Genomic DNA, 17092 nt, shown 5'->3' on the forward strand with positions numbered 1-17092 from the left:
CGACGCGCCGACGCGCCGATCCCGGTCGAGTGTCCAAGACACGCCGTTGAGCGCTCGACCCTTGCGGCGTGTCTTGGACACTCAGGCGGGCGCGGGCGACGGGAGCGGGGCAGACGGGGGTACGTGCGCGGAGAGTGACACCCAGTGCCACGATGCGCGATACTCAGTACATGAGCACTGACGCCCAGACCCGCACGCTCCCCGGCGAGCGCATCGCCTCGTACGACCTCCTCGGCCGCCGTGACACCGACTACTACGCGGTGTTCGCCGAGATCCCCGACGCCGACCGTGAGGCGTGGGACCGCGCGAAGACGTTCGTCGACGAGGTCGGCACCCGCATGCAGGCCGAATGGGATGCCGCCACCTACCCGATCGAGCTGCTCCGACGCATGGGCGAGCTCGAGCTGTTCACCGACGGCATCGAGCACCCTGACCTGCCCGCGTCCTCACCGCTCGCGGCCGGCCTGGTCAACATGGAGGTCTCGCGGGGAGACGGGTCGCTCGCCACCGCTCTCGCCGTGCAGGGCGGGCTGGCCCTGCGCACCCTCGCGATGTTCGGCTCCCCCGAGCAGCAGGCGCGCTGGCTGACACCGCTCGCCGACGGCACGGTGCTCGGCGCCTTCGCCCTGACCGAGCCCGACCACGGGTCCGACTCCGTCTCACTCGAGACGACTGCGACCCGCACGACCGAGGGCTGGACGCTCTCCGGCACGAAGAAGTGGATCGGCAACGGCGCTTCCGGCGGCATCACGTTCGTGTGGGCGCGCGTGGATGCCGAGGGCGACGACGACCACGACAAGGTCCGCTGCTTCCTGGTCGAGCAGGACACGCCGGGCTACACGGGCACCGTCATCACGGGCAAGGTGTCGTTGCGTGGCATCCACCAGGCGCACATCGCGCTCGACGACGTTCGCATCCCCGCGGATGCCGTGCTCCCGGGCACCCACACCTTCAAGGACGCCTCGGCGGTGCTGTACGCCACGCGCTCCGGTGTCGCGTGGTCCGCACTCGGGCACGCGACCGCCTGCTACGAGGCCGCGCGCACGTATGCCACCGAGCGCATGCAGTTCGGCAAGCCCCTCGCGAAGTTCCAGATGGTGCAGGAGCGCCTGGCCCAGATGCTCGACGAGCTCACCGCGATGCAGCTGTACTGCCGGCGGCTCGCCGACCTCGAGACATCGGGTGGTCTCCGCCCCACCCAGGCGTCGCTGGCGAAGTACCACAACACGCGCGCCGCCCGCCGCGTGGCCGCGATCGCCCGAGACCTGCTCGGCGGCAACGGCATCCTGCTCGAGAACGGCGTCATGCAGCACATGGCCGACATCGAGGCGATCCACACGTACGAGGGCACCGAGAGCGTGCAGGCCCTCCTCCTCGGCCGCGACATCACGGGCATGAGCGCGTTCGCCTGACCCCGGATGCCATGACCCCGACGCCTAATCCGCGCCGGGGTCACGCGCAACCCGCGCCCCGGATGTCGGGCGTCCCCGCTACCGTCGTGTCATGAGCCTGTTCTCTCGCCGTCCCGCGCACCGCGACGCCGTCGCGTCGGCGATCACCCACACCGAGCAGACCCCGCCGCACAGCCTGTGGTCCGACGCGTTCGGACGCCTGGCGGTCCGCGCGGTGCAGATCATCATCGTCGTCATCCTCGTCGCCGGCCTCATCTGGGGCATCCAGCAGGTGACGCTCGTCATCATCCCGCTGATCCTGGCGCTGATCTTCGCGTCGGCCTTCGGTCCGGTGACGATGTGGATGCGCAGACGGGGCGTACCGGCGGTCCTCGCCACGCTGCTGACCCTGCTCGCGGTCGTCGTCGTGCTCGGTGCGCTGGGCTGGCTCGTCGTCAACGCGGTCATCGATCAGTGGAGCTCGCTCAGCGCGCAGGCCGTCGAGGGGTTCCAGCAGGCACAGGACTGGTACCACACCCTGCCCTTCGCGATCCCGCCCGACCAGGTCGACGCCGCACTGCAGGGCATCGGCGACTTCGTCACGAGCGCCCAGTTCGGCACCGGAGCGCTCGCCGGCGTCAGCGCCGTCGCCTCCTTCATCACGGGCTTCGTGCTGATGGTGGTCATCCTGTTCTTCTTCCTCAAGGACGGCCCCCGCATGTGGGAGTTCGTGCTGCGCCCGTTCCGCGGCAGCGACTACGACCGCGCCCGTCGCATCGGCGACAAGACCGTGACGGTGCTCGGCTCGTACGTGCGCGGAACGGCGTCGGTGGCGGCCGTCGACGCGATCGGCATCGGGGTCGGCCTGCTGATCCTTCAGGTGCCCCTCGCGCTGCCGCTCGCGGTCCTGGTGTTCCTGCTCGCGTTCATCCCGATCGTGGGCGCGGTGACCGCCGGTATCCTCGCGGCCCTGGTGGCCCTCGTCACGAACGGCTGGGTCGTCGCGCTCATCGTCGTCGGCATCGTCGTGCTCGTGAACCAGCTCGAGGGCAACTTCCTCCAGCCGGTGCTCATGGGCCGGTCCATGAAGCTGCACTCCTTCGTCGTGCTGGTGGTGCTCGCCGGCGGCACCGCGATCGGCGGCATCCTGGGCACGCTCCTCGCCGTACCGCTCACCGCGGTGGCGTGGGGCATCGTCACGGTGTGGAACGGTCCCGACGAGCCCGCCGAGTGGGCGCGCCGCAAGAACCGCCGCGACCCGGTGCCCCTGGCCGGGGGCGAAAGCGAGGGCTGAGCCGATGCCGTACGACATCCCGGCACCGATGCTGGCGAAGGCGGTGCCCGCCGTTCCCGAACCGGGCAAGGTCGCGGGTGGCCTCTCGTACGAGCCGAAGTGGGACGGGTTCCGCGCTTTGGTCTCGTGGGACGGCACCGACGTCGAGATCGGCAGCCGGGGCGCGAAGCCGCTGACGCGGTACTTTCCCGAGCTCGTCGAGGCGTTCGCACGGCTGCTGCCCGAGCCGTGCCTCATCGACGGTGAGGTGGTCGTCGCGCGCGGCGAACCCGGCGGGCAGCGGCTCGACTGGGAGGCCCTGTCGCAGCGCATCCACCCCGCCGCATCCCGGGTCACGCTACTGTCCGAGCAGACGCCGGCGATGTTCATCGCGTTCGACCTGCTGGCGCGGGGCGACCGCGACCTGCAGTCGGAGCCCTTCGCCGAGCGCCGCGCGCAGCTCGTCGACCTGCTCGCCTCGGTGCCGCACCCCGTGCACGTCACGCGCACCACCGACGATCCCGACCTCGCCCGGCGCTGGCTCGCTGAGTTCGAGGGTGCGGGGCTCGACGGCGTCGTCGCCAAACCGCTCGCGCAGCCCTACGCGCCGAACAAGCGCGCGATGTTCAAGATCAAGCACGCGCGCACGGCCGACGTCGTCGCGCTCGGCTACCGCATGCACAAGTCCGGTCAGGGTGTCGGGTCGCTTCTGGTCGGGCTGTACGACGACGCGGGCCGCCTGCACGGTGTCGGCGGGGTCTCGGCGTGGACCGACAAGCGCCGCCTCGAGCTCATCGACGAGCTCGCGCCGCTCGTCGAACGGGATGCCGAGGGCGAAGCAGTCGTCGGAGAGACCGACCGTTCGCGCTTCTCGGCATCCAAAGACGTGTCGTTCGTGCGGCTGCGTCCCGAGCGCGTGCTCGAGGTCCGCTACGACCAGCTCGAGGGGATGCGCTTTCGGCACACCGTGCAGTTCGAGCGCTGGCGTCCCGACCGCGACGCCCGGTCCTGCACGTTCGAGCAGCTCGAGACGGTCGGAGCCTACGACCTCGGCGACGTCCTCGACTGAAGCCCGCCGCTGCGCGTCGTCACCGGAACAGGCGAAGCGACGAGAACGGGCCGATCTCACCGCGATCGACCTGTGCCGACGGCATCCCATGCTCTCGGCGCACCCGTGCGGCGCACCCCTGCGGCGCACCCCGCCACGAACACCACGGCCGCGCGACCGCCCGACTACTCCGTCGGTGTCTTCGCGCGCGAGGGCTGCACGCGCGGCGGCTCTCCCGGCATCTTCGGGAACTCGGGCGGGAACGGCAGTTCGCCCAGCCCCGCGTCGAGGTCGCGCTGCCACCACTCCAGCAGCGTGTCGATGCGACCGGGTACCGAGGCGAATCCCGCCCACGGATCGCCGATGGATGCCAGTCGCTCGGGCACCGAGCGCACCGTGAAGGCCGCCGGGTCCACGGCATCCAGTTCATCCCAGGTCACCGGCGTCGACACCGTCGCCGTCGGCAGCGCCCGCGGGGAGTAGGCGCCCGCCATGGTCCGGTCACGGTTGGCCTGGTTGAAGTCGACGAAGATCCGCTCGCCGCGCTCCTCCTTCCACCAGTTGGTGGTCACGGCATCCGGCATCCGTCGCTCCAGTTCACGGGCCGCAGCGATGACGGCATGCCGGACGTCGAGGAACTCGTGCGTCGGCTCGATCGGACAGAACACGTGCAGCCCGCGGTTGCCGCTCGTCTTGGCCCACGCCTCCAGCCCCGCCTCGCGCAGCACCTTCCGCAGCTCGTGCGCGGCAACGACCGCCTCGGCAAATCCGGTGCCCGGCTGCGGGTCGAGGTCGATGCGCAGCTCCACCGGGTGGTCGGGGTCGCTCGCGAGCGACGCCCACGGATGGAAGACGATCGTGTTCATCTGCGCCGCCCAGACGGCGGAGGCGATCTCGGTGAGGACGAGCTGCGGATGCCGCCGACCGCTGTTGTAGGTCACGGTCACCGCCTCGACGAACGCGGGCGATCCCTTCGGCGGGTTCTTCGAGAAGAAGCTCTCGCCGCCGACACCGTCGGGAAAGCGCTCGAGGGACACCGGCCGGTTGCCGTTCGTGGCGAGGAACGGCTCGGCTACGGCGATGAAGTACTCCGCCAGCTCGCGTTTGGTGATGCCGACCTCGGGCCAGAGCACACGGTCGGGGTTCGACAGACCGATCTCGCGGTCGCCGTCGGGGCCGGGCACGGTGAGCGTGATGCGCGGGGATGCCATGACCCGACGGTAACGGTCCGCGCGCGCCGTGTCTGCCCGTTGCGATCACGGACGCGGGCGTCTTCGGGTCTGTCCGACGCCCCGCCGATCGCGCCCGGCGAGAGCTCGCACCGCGCCGACGGCCGTGTCCAGCCCTCGTCCACGACACCCCCGCCCGCTTACGCTCGGACGATGACCAGCCGCGCCGCCCGCACCGCCCTCGATGTCGCCGATTGGCGCCGCCGCGTCTTCGCGCTGTACGCCGCCGTGCGCGAGGCCGAGGATCCGGAAGAGGCTCACGAACTGTGGCGGATCGAGCGGGACGCGCTGTTCGCCGACCACCCCGCCACTCCCCTGCTTCCGGAACAGCGAGACGGGTTCGAAGGGTTGCCCCTCGCCCCCTACGACGCCGCCTGGCGGTTCGAGGTACCGCTGCTCGACGCCGAGGAGGCCTCGTTCGTCGCCACGACCGGCACCGACGGGGATGTCGGCTTCGAACGCATCGGACGCGTCGAACTCCCGGACACCGGATCCCTCGACGTGTGGCGGCTGACCTCGTACGGCGGGGGGCTGTTCGTGCCGGTGCGGGACGCGTCGGCCGGCCGCCCCGGGGGCACGTACGGCGGGGGACGCTACCTCCTCGACACGATCAAGGGCGCCGACCTGGGTACGGGCGCCGCGCCCGGCACCCTCGTGATCGACTTCAACTTCGCCTACAACCCGTCGTGCGCGTACGACCCGGCGTGGGCGTGCCCGCTCGCGCCCGTCGGCAACGTACTGCCGGTCACCGTCCCCGTCGGCGAGCTGTACGGGGTCTGACCCCCGCGCGCCCGCGCCGAACTCCTGGAACTTCGCGGGTTCTTCCCGCCGAACGGCTCACGGCGGCCGCGCAGATACTCAGGCGTTCGACCCGCCCGCGGTCGCGCCGAGCGCGGCGGCGGCTCGCACGACCAGAAACTCGGCGTTCGACCCGCCCTCGCGGTCGCCGCGAGCGCGGCGGCGGGCTCGGGCGCTTACTCCGCGAGTGCCAGCAACCCCGCGAGATCGTCGCGCGTCAGCCGGATCCAGGGGCCGGCGGGGTCGACGAGCAGCCCGGTGAGGCCGTCGTCTCCGACGATGGCCTTCGCCAGCTGCTCGTTCTTCAACGGCAGCGCCTGGTCGCCGCGACCGAGCGCGAGCAGTTCGAGCGGGTGCGAGAACACCTCGAGGTACCGCTCGCCCGTCGCCGTCCGGGATTCGGCGACGCCCACGGGCCCGCCCTCTTCGGCTCTGTTGACCGCGATCCACAGCGGCGCCCCGGCGAGGACGGCTTCGACGATCGTGGATGCCGTCGAGTCGGTGCGCTTCTGGCTGAGGGCGGTCTTGATCCGCAGGTCGGGATCCGCCTCCGACACCATCCGCTCGAGGAGCGCCGTGGGAAGGACCGCGCGGGCATCGCCGGACGCGTGGTCGAGGACGACGCCGGCGTAGGGTCCACCGAGCACGTGCCGCAGCAGCGCCATGACCGGCTGGCCCATGGCGGACGTGTCGCGGTCGCCGTCGGCCTCGACGCTCTTGGTGAGGGCCTGGCCGCTGCTGTAGGCGAGGACGAGCTGCTCCTCGCCGCGGGTGGCGATGGCAAGCGGAAGATCTTTGCCCTCCGCCAGCAGTGCCCGGGCGTCGCCCTTCACGCGCAGGAAGACGTAGCCCTGCAGCAACTGTCGCGCGACGTTGAGCAGTTGAGCGGGCTCCGCCGGGCCCGAGATCTCGGCGAGCGCCGTGGCCAGGAGGGCGTTGTCGCGGAGGCCGGGAATGGACTCGAAGCCGTCCGGCGCCTCCATGGGTCCGGGCTGACGAGCCGACGGACGGGCGGCGACGGGCGGAGTGGGATCGGCCGCCGGAGCCGCACCGGCCGGAGCGCCGACGCCGCGGAACGACGAGGTCGAGATGGTGACATTCGGCACCGCGTCGACCGGCGCCTCGGGCGAGGCGGCGTCACCCGGACTCGTAGGGTCGACGGGCTGTTCTCCCGGCTCGATCATGCCCTCGGGGCGGTCGGCCGACGCGTCATCGGAATCGGACTTCTTGCGGCGCGAGAAAAGAGCCATTGTTCGACCCTATCCGCGCCTGGACCGCACCCGGCGTGTCGCCGGTGGCCTCACAGCTTCGAGATGGGGGCGATCTTCACGAGCAGCTTCTTGGCACCGACCGTGTCGAACCGCACGTGCGCCACGCGCTTCGCGCCCTCGCCCGTAATGGCATCCACGCGTCCTTCGCCGAAGTCATCGTGCCGGATACGATCGCCGGCGGCCAGCTCCATGTCACCGTTGTCGCGCACCTTGGCGGGGATGCGGTTGGGGAACTTGCTCGGGTCGGCCGGCGCGCGCTGGGGCAGTGGCACCAGGTCGTCGCCGTACCGGTTGCCGCCGCTTCCCCCCTGTCCGGGGCGCCGGCCCCGCGCGTTGAGCGCCCGCGACTGGGTGCCGCCGCGACCGTTGACGTCGCCCGGGGACTGGCGCCAGTCGATGAGGTCGGCGGGGATCTCCTGCAGGAAACGGCTCGGCATCGCGACGGTGACCTCGCCGAACTGCGCGCGGGTCATCGCGAGCGACACGTGCAGACGCTTGCGCGCGCGTGTGATGCCCACGTAGAACAGGCGTCGCTCCTCTTGCGGCCCTCCGGGTTCGCCGGCCGAGATGCGGTGCGGCAGCAGATCTTCCTCGACACCGGTGAGGAACACCGCGTCGTACTCCAAGCCCTTCGCGGTGTGCAACGTCATGAGCGACACCGAGCCGGATGCATCGTCGAGGTCGTCGGCATCGGCCACCAGAGCGACCTCGGTGAGGAAGTCGATGATCGTGCCGTCGGGGTTGTTGCGCGCGAACTCGCGCGTGACGGCGACGAGCTCGTCGAGGTTCTCGAGCCGTGCCTCGTCCTGCGGGTCACGGCTCGCCCGGAGGGCGTCGAAGTAGCCGCTCTTGTTGAGCAGGAGCGTCAGCCCCTCGCTGACCGCGGTGGAGGGAGCCAGCTCACCGGATGCCGGGAGCATCAACGCCGATGCCTCGCTCAGCACCGCGTCGAGCTGGTCGATCGCCTTCTGCAGCTTGGGCCCGACGCCCAGCTGCGGGGAGTTGGCGAGGGCGTCGCGGAAGGTGATGCCGTGCTCGGCGGCGTAGCGGGCGATCGCCGTCTCGGTGACGTCGCCGATGCCGCGGCGGGGCTTGTTCAGGATGCGGCGGAGCGCCATCTCGTCGGCGGGATTGGCGACGGCGACGAGATAGGCGAGGGCGTCCTTGATCTCGGCGCGCTCGTAGAACTTGGTGCCGCCCATGATCTTGTACGGCACCGCCGAACGGATGAAGATCTCTTCCAGGGCACGCGACTGGGAGTTGGTGCGGTAGAACACCGCCATCTGGGCGTAGTCGACACCTTTACGGTGCAGGGCCTCGATCTCGTCGGCGACGAACTGGGCCTCGTCGTGCTGCGAGTACCCGGTGAACCCGATGATCGGGTCTCCGGCGCCGACGTCGGTCCAGAGCTTCTTGTCTTTGCGGTCGAAGTTGTTCGAGATGACGGCGTTGGCCGCCGACAGGATGTTCTGCGTCGAGCGGTAGTTCTGCTCGAGCAGCACGACCTTGGCGCCCGGGTAGTCGCGCTCGAACTCGCTGATGTTGCGGATGTCGGCTCCGCGGAAGGCGTAGATCGACTGGTCGGAGTCGCCGACGACGGTCAGCGAGGCACCGCTCTCCGCGGCCGGCTCGGCCTCGAAGATCATCATGCCCCCGCCCGCCGACATCGGCTCCGCGTCACTGCCCGGCGGGCGGGTCAGCTCGTGGATGAGGGCGTACTGCGCGTGATTGGTGTCCTGGTACTCGTCGACCAGGATGTGGCGGAACCGCTTGCGGTAGACGTCGGCCACCTGCGGGAACGCCCGGAAGAGGTAGACGGTCTGCGCGATGAGGTCGTCGAAGTCGAAGGCGTTGGCGCGCTGCAGCTCGCGCTGGTACGACGCAAAGATCTCGATGAAGACACGCTCGGCGGGGTCGCTGGTGTTGGCCTGCCGCGCATAGGACTCGGCATCCGCCAGCTCGTTCTTCAGCTTCGAGATGCGGCTCTGGGTGCCCGCGGGAGTGAGGCCGAACGCGTCGCCCTCGTGCTCCTTCACGAGTCGCTTGATGAGCGCTCGGGAGTCGCCCGAGTCATAGATCGTGAACGCCTTCGTGAAGCCGAACTGCTGCGCCTCGCGCCGGAGGATGCGCACGCACGCGGAGTGGAAGGTCGAGATCCACATGCCGTCGGCGCGCTGCCCGATGAGGTTGTGGACGCGCTCGCGCATCTCGCCCGCGGCCTTGTTGGTGAAGGTGATCGCGAGGATCTGACTGGGGTAGGCCTCTCGCGTGCGCAGGAGCGACGCGATCCGGCGTGTCAGAACGCTTGTCTTGCCCGAGCCGGCCCCGGCGACGATCAGCAGCGCCTGGCCGCGATAGGTCACGGCCTCGCGTTGCGGTCCGTTCAGCCCTTCGAGCAGGTCGGCGTCGGGTCGGGCGTCCGAGGGTGCGGAGGCGCCGACGATGAGGGGCGTGGAGGCGTCGGTCATGGCGCCACAAGTCTAGGCGCGGCCTCCGACACGGCGGCCCCGCGCGAGTACGGGGACCTCAAGCCGTGGGAGCGGGCGGGGTCGACGACAGCAACGACTGGGCGCGGCCGAGGTGCTCGGCATCCACCATCACATCCCAGCGCTCGGCCTCGAGGCCCTGCACCGACGAGAAGTCGCGGCGGCCGCCCGTCAGCGCGTGCCCCGCGAAACCGAACACCGCGCCCCAGACGGCCCCAAGGACGAGGCCCCACAGCAGGAGCAGGAGCCACGAACCGAACGGGACGAGCAGCCCCAGGATCAGGCCGATGAGGAGCCCGAACCACGCGCCGGAAGCAGCCCCGTAGCCGGCGGCGCGACCGCGCGTCATGCGCCCGGTGACCTGCTCCACGATGCGGACGCCCTGTCCGACGATCGACGTGTGCTCGACGGGGAACCCCGCGTCCGCGAGGCGGTCGACGGCCGCCTGCGCCCCGGTGTAATCGGTGAAGCTCGACAGCACGCGACGCTCGGGCGTGGCGGCGGCGTAATCGCTCATGGATCTCTCCTCCGGTTGCCGATGTCGCCAGGCTAGCGCTCACCGCGTCACAGGGCAGCCCCTCCGCGACGGATCGCTCAGCGACGTCCCCGCAAAATCTCCGGATGCCATCACCCTGGCGCGAGAGAATCGCCCCATGCGCCTGATCCTCAACGTCCTCTGGCTCGTCCTCTCCGGGTTCTGGCTGTTCCTCGGCTACCTGGGCGCGGGTGTCGTGCTCTGCATCCTGATCCTGACCATCCCGTGGGGCATCGCCTCGTTCCGTATCGGCCTGTATGCCCTGTGGCCCTTCGGCCGCGAGATCGTGCCGAAGCCGACCGCCGGCGTGGGATCGTTCCTCGGCAACGTCGTGTGGGTGATCCTCGCCGGGTGGTGGCTCGCTCTGGGCCACATCATCACTGGTCTCGCGCTGTGCATCACGATCATCGGCATCCCGCTCGGGATCGCGAACTTCAAGCTCGTCCCGGTGTCCCTCATGCCGCTCGGCAAGGAGGTGCGGGAGATCCGGCGCGGCGGCCCCTTCGACCGCACGCTCGCCGGCTGAGACTCAGGCCGGTGACGGCCGATGCCGACGCTCCCCCGCGCGCAGGGGGAGCGCGAGGACGAGACCGACGAGGGTCAGGAGAGTCCCGGCCACGGCGACCGTGACGATGATCCCGGTCGGGAAGCGTTCCTCGTACATGCCGGTGAGGCGCGCGAGGTGCCACGGCAGCACACCGACCTGGCTGTTCCACGTGCGCAGGGCGTCTCCGGCGCCGACGACCGCCGCGCTGAGGGCAGGCAGGGCGAACGCGCTCCCCACGCCGGCCAGCGCGACACCCGCGGCACGACGCGTGCCGAGCTGCGGGCCCAGCGACCAGCCCGCGACGACGAACACCCACGCCACGAGCGCGAAGGCGACCGTGAGGTAGGCCATCCGCACGGCCGGGACACTCCACAGGTCGTGCCACGCGCCGTCCGGCCCGGAGAACGCGACGGCCCCGAGGGCGACGACGCACCGCAGAACCAGGGCCCCGCCGACCGCGGCGATGATCGGCCACGGCGAGCGCGACCCCAACAGCAAACGGACCGCGAGCGCGAAGACGAGCCATCCCGCGATCGCCAGGACCACGCTCCCGAGCCCGTCGCGGGGCGCCTGCACGATCCGCGTGGCCACGAGCAGACCGCCGGGGATCACGATCATCAACCACCGGTCCAACGGGAGCACGCCGAGGGTCGACTCGCGTGCACGCCAGGGGCGCGTCGAGGCGATCCAGGTGGCGCGGGCGGCGGCGGCGCCAGGCCGGCCGACCAGTCGTGTCCGGGCCGCGAGCATGCCGATCACGGCCCAGGCGACGGCGAGCACGAGCAGCACGCGCGCGCTCCACTCGGTGACCGGGTCGACCTCGCGCGGCGTGCGGACGAACGGATCCGCGACGAACGCCAGTACTGCGCCGATCAGGACAAGTGCTGCGACGGTGGCGAGGGCCAGAACGCCTCGCCCCGCCGTCATCGCCATGACCCCACGTTACCCGCCGCGAGTGGGCACTCCCGCCGGCCGCGGCCCGGTCCGCCCGCACCTCGGCCAATCACCCCGAATCACCCCGCGGAGTCCCCCGACGACACGCCGACCCCACGGCATCCGGAACCGGCGCGCCGCGGCCGAACTCCGCACGACGGCACCACCGCCTCCTCCGGACGAGGGATGCCGCGCCGACGGCGCTCCGCCTGGCCGCCACGAGAGGTCGAATTGTGTAACAATCCTCTCGTGCTTCCCGCTCTCGCCGTCCTCGCTGCCGCCCTGTGCTTCGCGACGACGGGCACAGCGCAGGCTCTCGCGGACGTCGACGCCTCTCCGCTCGCCGTCGGCGCCGCCCGGATCGTCGTGGGCGGCGGCATCCTGGCGCTCATCGCAATGTTGCGCGCGCGACCGCGGCCACAGCGGGTCGCGACGCCGGGGCCGACCGCCCTCCTCGTCGCCCTCGGCGCCGTCGGAGTCTTGGCGTACCAGCCGCTGTTCTTCCTCGGCACACGCGAGAACGGCGTCGCGATCGGGACGGTCGTCGCGCTCGGCTCGGCCCCGATCGCGACGGGGATCGTGGATGCCATCCGCTCGCGCCGCCTGCCGTCCGGCCGCTGGATGCTCGCCACCGCCATCGCGCTCGCCGGCGTCGTACTGGTGTCGGGCGTGACCGGCGGGGCGGTGGCGCTTGCCCCCGCGGGGCTGATGGCATCGGCCGGGGCGGGCGTGTCGTACGCCCTCTATACGGTGTGCGGAAAGGCGTTGATCGAGAGGGGGTGGGACTCCACGCGCGTCATGGGCACCGTCTTCGGCGTCGCTGCGGCTGCCAGCGTGCCCGTACTGCTCGCGACCGGGACGTCGTGGCTGTTCACCCCGAGCGGCGTCGCTCTGGCGTTGTGGCTCGGGATCGCGACCACCGCGGTCGCCTACCTGCTGTTCGGGTGGGGGCTGGCGCGGCTGAGCGCCGTCACCGTGTCCACGCTGACCCTTGCCGAACCGCTCGGCGCGACGCTCCTCGGACTCCTCGTGCTGCACGAACAACTCACCGCCGTCAGTGCGCTCGGCCTCGCGCTCATCGCGGTGGGTCTCGCCGTCGTGTCGGTTCCAGCTCGTCGACGTCAGGAGGTTCCGGATGCCACGGCCTCGACGTGATCCCCCCATGCTCCCGCCCCGCCCGGCCACCGCGCCTCCCGCGAGCTCCGATCAGGGGCCATCTCCACGCCGCGGCGCAGACCCGGGGTCGAGCTCTGGCGCCGCACCGCACCCCACAGCCGGCGCGGCGCCGGGCTCGGCCGCTGCCCCGCACCCCGACGGCACCCCCGGCCCGCGTCCCGCCGGCACCCCCGGGCCCCGCGCGGCCGATGTCGTCGCGGACGCGGTGCGCCGCGGCATCCTGTCCGGCGAGCTCGCCCCCGGCACCCCGCTACGCGAGGAGGACCTGAGCGCGACCCACGGCGTCTCGCGCCATACCGCCCGCACGGCGTTGGCGATGCTGACCGCCGAGCGCCTCGTCACCGCGGAGCCGTACCGCGGCGTCCGCGTCTCACTCCTCGACGACGACGCGCTCATCGCCCTGCAGCAGCTGCGCTGCGCACTCGAGACCGAAGCGTTGCGGATCGTCCGGGAGCGCGGCATCCATCCGCCCGACGTGGACGAAGCCCTCACCGCGCTGGCGGCCGCCGAGGCATCCGGAAACTGGCCCGCCACCCTCGAAGCCCACGCTCGGGTGCACCTCGCCCTGGTGGATGCCGCCGGCTCGCCGAGGATCGCCGAGGAGTATCGACGCCTCGACTCGGAGATGCACCTGCTGCTCACGCACGTCCGGCCCGCGTACGCCCCCGGAGCCCTGACGACCGAGCACCGCGCCTACGTGGAGGCGGCGCTGGGAGACCCCGAGCGGGCAGTCCGCGAACATCTGCAGCATTCGACGCGCGCCATCCTCGAGGGGCGCCGGGCGGCCGATCGACCCGGGTGACATGATGGCGGGAAGGGGAACGGTGGGGGCACCATGACTTTTCACATCCAGCCGCCCGTGGGACGGCCGCTCATCACGACGGTCACGGGGACCAACGGAAAGACGACTGTCGCCACGGCGACACGTCAGGTGATGAACCTCATCGGGTGGCGGGCCGCGGGGTACGACTCGACCGGGGTGACGGAGGTCGACGGCACCGTGCGGGAGAGCCGCGTCCGCCGCTCCCCGGACTACCTCCCCGAACTGATCGACGCGCAGGCGCGCGCGGGCGCGCAGGCGGTGTCGCTGGAGGCGTTCGTCGGCATCCTCGCGGACGGACTCTTCGAACGCGTATCCGTGGACGTCGCCGTCTCCACGGGGCTCGAGCGCGATCACATCGACGTCCACCGCAGCCTCGAGGGGTACTGGAACGCCAAGTTGCGGCTGTTCCGCGAGTATCTGCGCCCGGACGGAGTCGCGGTCATTGCGGCCGGCTCTGCCCAAGGGGACCTCGTGCGCGAGGCCGTCGCGCTGCGCGGGATCCGCCTTGTCGTCGTGGGCGACGGAGGCGACGTGACCACCGAGGGCCTGGAGGAACGGTCGAGCCGCCTGAGGGGGACTTTGCGCGTGGAGGGACAGGCCTATCCCGTCTCCCTCCCTACGGTCCACGCGGTCGCGGTGATGAATCTGCTCCTGGCGGGGACAGCCGTCATCGCTGCGGGCGGCGACCCCTCAGCCGTCACCGACGCGCTCTCGCGGGTCGAGCCGCCGCCGGGCCGACTTCAGGTGATCGGTGAGAAGGACGGCGTGACCGCAATGGTCGACACAGCCCACAATCCGGGCGCCCTAAGGGTCGCTCTGCGTGCGGCTCGAGCGCGGACTGCCGGCCGGGTGATCCTCGTGTTCGGAGCCGGCGGCGAGCGCGACCGCGGCAAGCGAGCTCCCATGGGGGCGATCGCCGCAGAGTTGGCCGATGTGGTGATTCTCACCGACGACAACCCGCGCCGCGAACCGCCCCATCGCATCCGTGCCGAAGTCCGGGCGGGGATCCCGGACTGCATTGAGATCCCTTCCCGAGTGGATGCCATCCACGCCGCGCTCCACATGGCGCGGACGGGCGATCTCGTCCTCGTCGCCGGGAAGGGCGACGAGAACACTCAGATCGTCGGCACGACGAAGGTGCCGCACGACGATCGGGAGGTTCTCCGGCGGGCGCTCGCCTGAGGGAGGGGCTCCCCGCCTCAGATCACGTACCCACCATCCGGGTCATACCCACCATCCGGGTCATACCCACCATCCGGGTCATACCCACCATCCGGGTCATAGGTCGATGCGTCGCTCATGATGCCCCCCGTAGTCTCGACTGCGACATGCCAACGATTGAACGCCTGCAGATCGGCCAGCGCAAGCACTGAACGCCATCCGCCGCGCCGCATAACGACACATCACGTTACGTCCAGCAACACCAATCCACGATGGAGCGGCACCGGCTTACCGTTGAGCGCATCGCGGCGATCCGGGCGGTCCCGGGCCTCGCTTCATAACCGAAGGCGTTGCGGGTTCGACTCCCGCCGTCGCGTCAACTTGTTCCGCGCGAGGGGCCTCGTCTGCCCAACGCTGAGGGAAAATTCGCTTGCTGTGGTCAACGAGAAGCTCGCGGATCCCTCGAACGTGTCGACGAGGTGAGTCCGCTCCTCGTCAGTAGACCGGCTTTCGGGGCGCTATTCTTCGTTCTTGAATGGGGATTTCGTCCCCGCGTCGGGGGGCGCATTCATGACTCGTTCCATCGCGCGCGCACGCGCAAGGGGCCCGTTGCTCGCACACGAAAGTCGTCGGGCCAGACGTCGCATTCCGGTGTGGGCGTGGCTGGTCCTCAGCATTCCGCTCCTGGTGGTCGCTCTGATCCTGGCGCCGATCTTCGCGGTGATATTCCTCGTCGTCTTCATTACCGGGATTATTTCGCTCGCCAGGAACAGTCGGACCTGGCTGCGCTTCACGAGTCGAAAGTCTGCCGCTTGGGTAACGGCCGCCGCCGCCGCGGGTTTCCTGGCCACGGCGGGAGTCACCAACGCGTCCGTGGTCAGCGGCTCGGGAGCGCGTCCTGTCGCGCTCGCCTCTACGTCGGCGACTACAGCCACGGCGACCACAGCCACGACCCCGACGCCGTCACCCACACCCACGCCGACCGCGATTCCGGTCGAGATCGTGTCGGTGATCGACGGAGACACGATCGACACCAGCGTCGGCAAAGTGCGGCTCATCGGCATCGACGCTCCGGAGTCCGGCGCGTGGGGATACGACCAGGCAACCGCCGAGTTGAGCTCCTTCTTGGTTCCGGGCGGCGCTGTCCTCGTCGCCGTCCCGGGCCGCGATGATCAAGACCAGTACGGGCGCCTGCTGCGGTACGTCCAGATCGACGGACAGGATGCCGGCACCCGCATGCTTGCCAGCGGGTGGGCGATCACACGGTACGACGGCCGTGACGGATACGGCATGCACCCCCTGCAGGCGGCCTACATCAGCCTCGACGAGTCCGTTCCGATGCCGGCAGAGCCCGCGCCGACACCCGTGGAACCCGCACCGGCGCCGGTAGACCCCGCACCCGCGCCGCCCGAGCCTGCTGAGCCGGATCCCGCACCGGCAACCGACCCCGATTTCGGCACGTGCAAGGAAGCCAACGCCAACGGCTTCGGCAACTACGTGCGCGGGCAAGACCCTGAATACGTCTGGTACGACGACCGCGACAAAGACGGGGTGGTCTGTGAGTTCTGACCTCGCATTCATTGGCGCGATCTGCGCCCTCGTCGCTCTCGCGGGTGTCGGCATCCCGCTCTTGATCGCGCAGCGAAATCGACGGATCGTCGCCGAGACGAGTTCCGCCCTCGCCGCGCTCCACGAACTGAACGGGCGGTACGCCGCCTCTGTCATGCCTCTTCCGGTCATCACGCGCCGGTACCGCGCGACGACGACGTCGAAATCGGCGTTCGACCGCTTTCGCCTCCGTGAATTCCTGATGGACGCTTTGCTCGACGAAGAGACTCGTCTCGCATTCGACATAGACGCTCGTTTAGAACGAATGCGACGCTACTCCGCCTACACGAATGAGCTGACCGACGTCGGAAGCCGGTCGATCGGTCGTTCCGGCGACCGCCGTGTGAATCCCGAGAAGTATTCGAGGATCGAGCGTCGACTCTTTCACAAAGAAATGCTGACTGCCCCCACACCTGTCGCAACCGTGGCCGCCGTGGTTACCTATACAAGCCCGCAGGGGCGAAACTCCTATCGCAGAGATCTGGCCTGGGGCTTCGTCGAACTGCGCGCGGGCCTCGACGAAGCGCGGCGCCAGCGCGCCGCGAAGTCGACGTCGGAGTACCTACGCCGTCGCGAACGCAGCCTACTCACGCCCAAGCTGCGCACGGACATCCTTCGTCGAGACGGCTCCCGATGCCGCATCTGCGGCGCATCGGCGGACACCGGGGCGGCACTACACGTCGATCACATCGTGCCGATCAGCCGCGGCGGACGGACGGAGCCATCCAACCTCCAGACGCTATGCCAGTCCTGCAACCTCGGCAAGAGCAACCGCTTCGTTGGCTGAGGCTCCAAAGGGACGGCCCAGTTCCA

At 70.4% G+C, this 17092-nt stretch carries 15 protein-coding genes and 1 tRNA gene; 11 read left to right on the plus strand and 5 right to left on the minus strand.

The window, feature by feature from the left end; translation table 11 throughout:
- The first annotated feature begins 170 nt into the window (after nucleotides 1-170).
- From LL239_RS05605 to LL239_RS05615, 3 genes are all read left to right on the plus strand, one after another.
- Nucleotides 171-1412: an acyl-CoA dehydrogenase family protein gene (locus LL239_RS05605; protein ID WP_228162472.1), complete on the plus strand. Its 1242-nt coding sequence runs from the start codon at nucleotides 171-173 to the stop codon at nucleotides 1410-1412.
- 91 nt (nucleotides 1413-1503) lie between these two features.
- Complete coding sequence (locus LL239_RS05610) at nucleotides 1504-2685, plus strand: AI-2E family transporter (protein ID WP_228162473.1); 1182 nt, start codon at nucleotides 1504-1506, stop codon at nucleotides 2683-2685.
- Nucleotides 2686-2689: 4 nt separating this feature from the next.
- Nucleotides 2690-3733: an ATP-dependent DNA ligase gene (locus LL239_RS05615; protein ID WP_228162474.1), complete on the plus strand. Its 1044-nt coding sequence runs from the start codon at nucleotides 2690-2692 to the stop codon at nucleotides 3731-3733.
- Between the two features lie 164 nt (nucleotides 3734-3897).
- Here the strand turns inward: LL239_RS05615 and ligD are convergent, their stop codons facing one another.
- On the minus strand, nucleotides 3898-4923 hold the full coding sequence (gene ligD, locus LL239_RS05620; RefSeq protein WP_228162475.1) for a non-homologous end-joining DNA ligase: 1026 nt from the start codon (nucleotides 4921-4923) through the stop codon (nucleotides 3898-3900).
- A 171-nt stretch (nucleotides 4924-5094) separates the two neighbouring features.
- Here ligD and LL239_RS05625 point away from each other — a divergent pair, with 171 nt between their 5' ends.
- Complete coding sequence (locus tag LL239_RS05625; RefSeq protein WP_228162476.1) at nucleotides 5095-5721, plus strand: DUF1684 domain-containing protein; 627 nt, start codon at nucleotides 5095-5097, stop codon at nucleotides 5719-5721.
- 194 nt (nucleotides 5722-5915) lie between these two features.
- Here the strand turns inward: LL239_RS05625 and LL239_RS05630 are convergent, their stop codons facing one another.
- Genes LL239_RS05630 through LL239_RS05640 form a run of 3 tightly spaced genes read right to left on the minus strand, consistent with a single transcriptional unit; the run spans nucleotide 5916 to nucleotide 10013 of the window.
- A complete protein-coding gene (locus tag LL239_RS05630; protein ID WP_228162477.1) occupies nucleotides 5916-6989 on the minus strand; it encodes an SseB family protein in 1074 nt (357 codons plus the stop codon).
- Nucleotides 6990-7039: 50 nt separating this feature from the next.
- Nucleotides 7040-9478: an ATP-dependent helicase gene (locus tag LL239_RS05635; protein WP_228162478.1), complete on the minus strand. Its 2439-nt coding sequence runs from the start codon at nucleotides 9476-9478 to the stop codon at nucleotides 7040-7042.
- A 58-nt stretch (nucleotides 9479-9536) separates the two neighbouring features.
- Nucleotides 9537-10013, minus strand: coding sequence for a general stress protein (locus LL239_RS05640; RefSeq protein WP_228162479.1), 477 nt, complete (start codon nucleotides 10011-10013; stop codon nucleotides 9537-9539).
- 136 nt (nucleotides 10014-10149) lie between these two features.
- Between LL239_RS05640 and LL239_RS05645 the strand changes: the two genes are divergently transcribed.
- Nucleotides 10150-10557 (plus strand): YccF domain-containing protein, encoded by a 408-nt coding sequence (locus tag LL239_RS05645; RefSeq protein ID WP_228162480.1) that lies wholly within the window; start codon nucleotides 10150-10152, stop codon nucleotides 10555-10557.
- Between the two features lie 3 nt (nucleotides 10558-10560).
- Here LL239_RS05645 and LL239_RS05650 read toward each other — a convergent pair whose 3' ends face one another.
- A complete protein-coding gene (locus LL239_RS05650; RefSeq protein ID WP_228162481.1) occupies nucleotides 10561-11511 on the minus strand; it encodes a hypothetical protein in 951 nt (316 codons plus the stop codon).
- A 249-nt stretch (nucleotides 11512-11760) separates the two neighbouring features.
- Here LL239_RS05650 and LL239_RS05655 point away from each other — a divergent pair, with 249 nt between their 5' ends.
- The 6 genes from LL239_RS05655 (at nucleotide 11761) to LL239_RS18000 (ending at nucleotide 17066) form a co-directional block, all read left to right on the plus strand.
- Nucleotides 11761-12666: a DMT family transporter gene (locus tag LL239_RS05655; RefSeq protein ID WP_228162482.1), complete on the plus strand. Its 906-nt coding sequence runs from the start codon at nucleotides 11761-11763 to the stop codon at nucleotides 12664-12666.
- A 7-nt stretch (nucleotides 12667-12673) separates the two neighbouring features.
- The gene (locus LL239_RS05660) at nucleotides 12674-13489 is read left to right on the plus strand and encodes a GntR family transcriptional regulator (protein WP_228162483.1); all 816 of its coding nucleotides are present in this window, start codon (nucleotides 12674-12676) and stop codon (nucleotides 13487-13489) included.
- Between the two features lie 33 nt (nucleotides 13490-13522).
- Nucleotides 13523-14692: a Mur ligase family protein gene (locus LL239_RS05665; RefSeq protein ID WP_228162484.1), complete on the plus strand. Its 1170-nt coding sequence runs from the start codon at nucleotides 13523-13525 to the stop codon at nucleotides 14690-14692.
- A 283-nt stretch (nucleotides 14693-14975) separates the two neighbouring features.
- Nucleotides 14976-15048: transfer RNA gene (locus tag LL239_RS05670), tRNA-Met, on the plus strand.
- A 310-nt stretch (nucleotides 15049-15358) separates the two neighbouring features.
- Nucleotides 15359-16240: a thermonuclease family protein gene (locus LL239_RS05675; RefSeq protein WP_228162485.1), complete on the plus strand. Its 882-nt coding sequence runs from the start codon at nucleotides 15359-15361 to the stop codon at nucleotides 16238-16240.
- Nucleotides 16230-17066, plus strand: coding sequence for an HNH endonuclease (locus tag LL239_RS18000; RefSeq protein WP_228162486.1), 837 nt, complete (start codon nucleotides 16230-16232; stop codon nucleotides 17064-17066). The genes LL239_RS05675 and LL239_RS18000 overlap by 11 nt, the downstream gene beginning before the upstream one ends.
- The last annotated feature ends 26 nt before the right edge of the window (nucleotides 17067-17092 follow it).

This window comes from Microbacterium testaceum, from assembly GCF_020781835.1.
Taxonomy (GTDB): domain Bacteria; phylum Actinomycetota; class Actinomycetes; order Actinomycetales; family Microbacteriaceae; genus Microbacterium; species Microbacterium testaceum_H.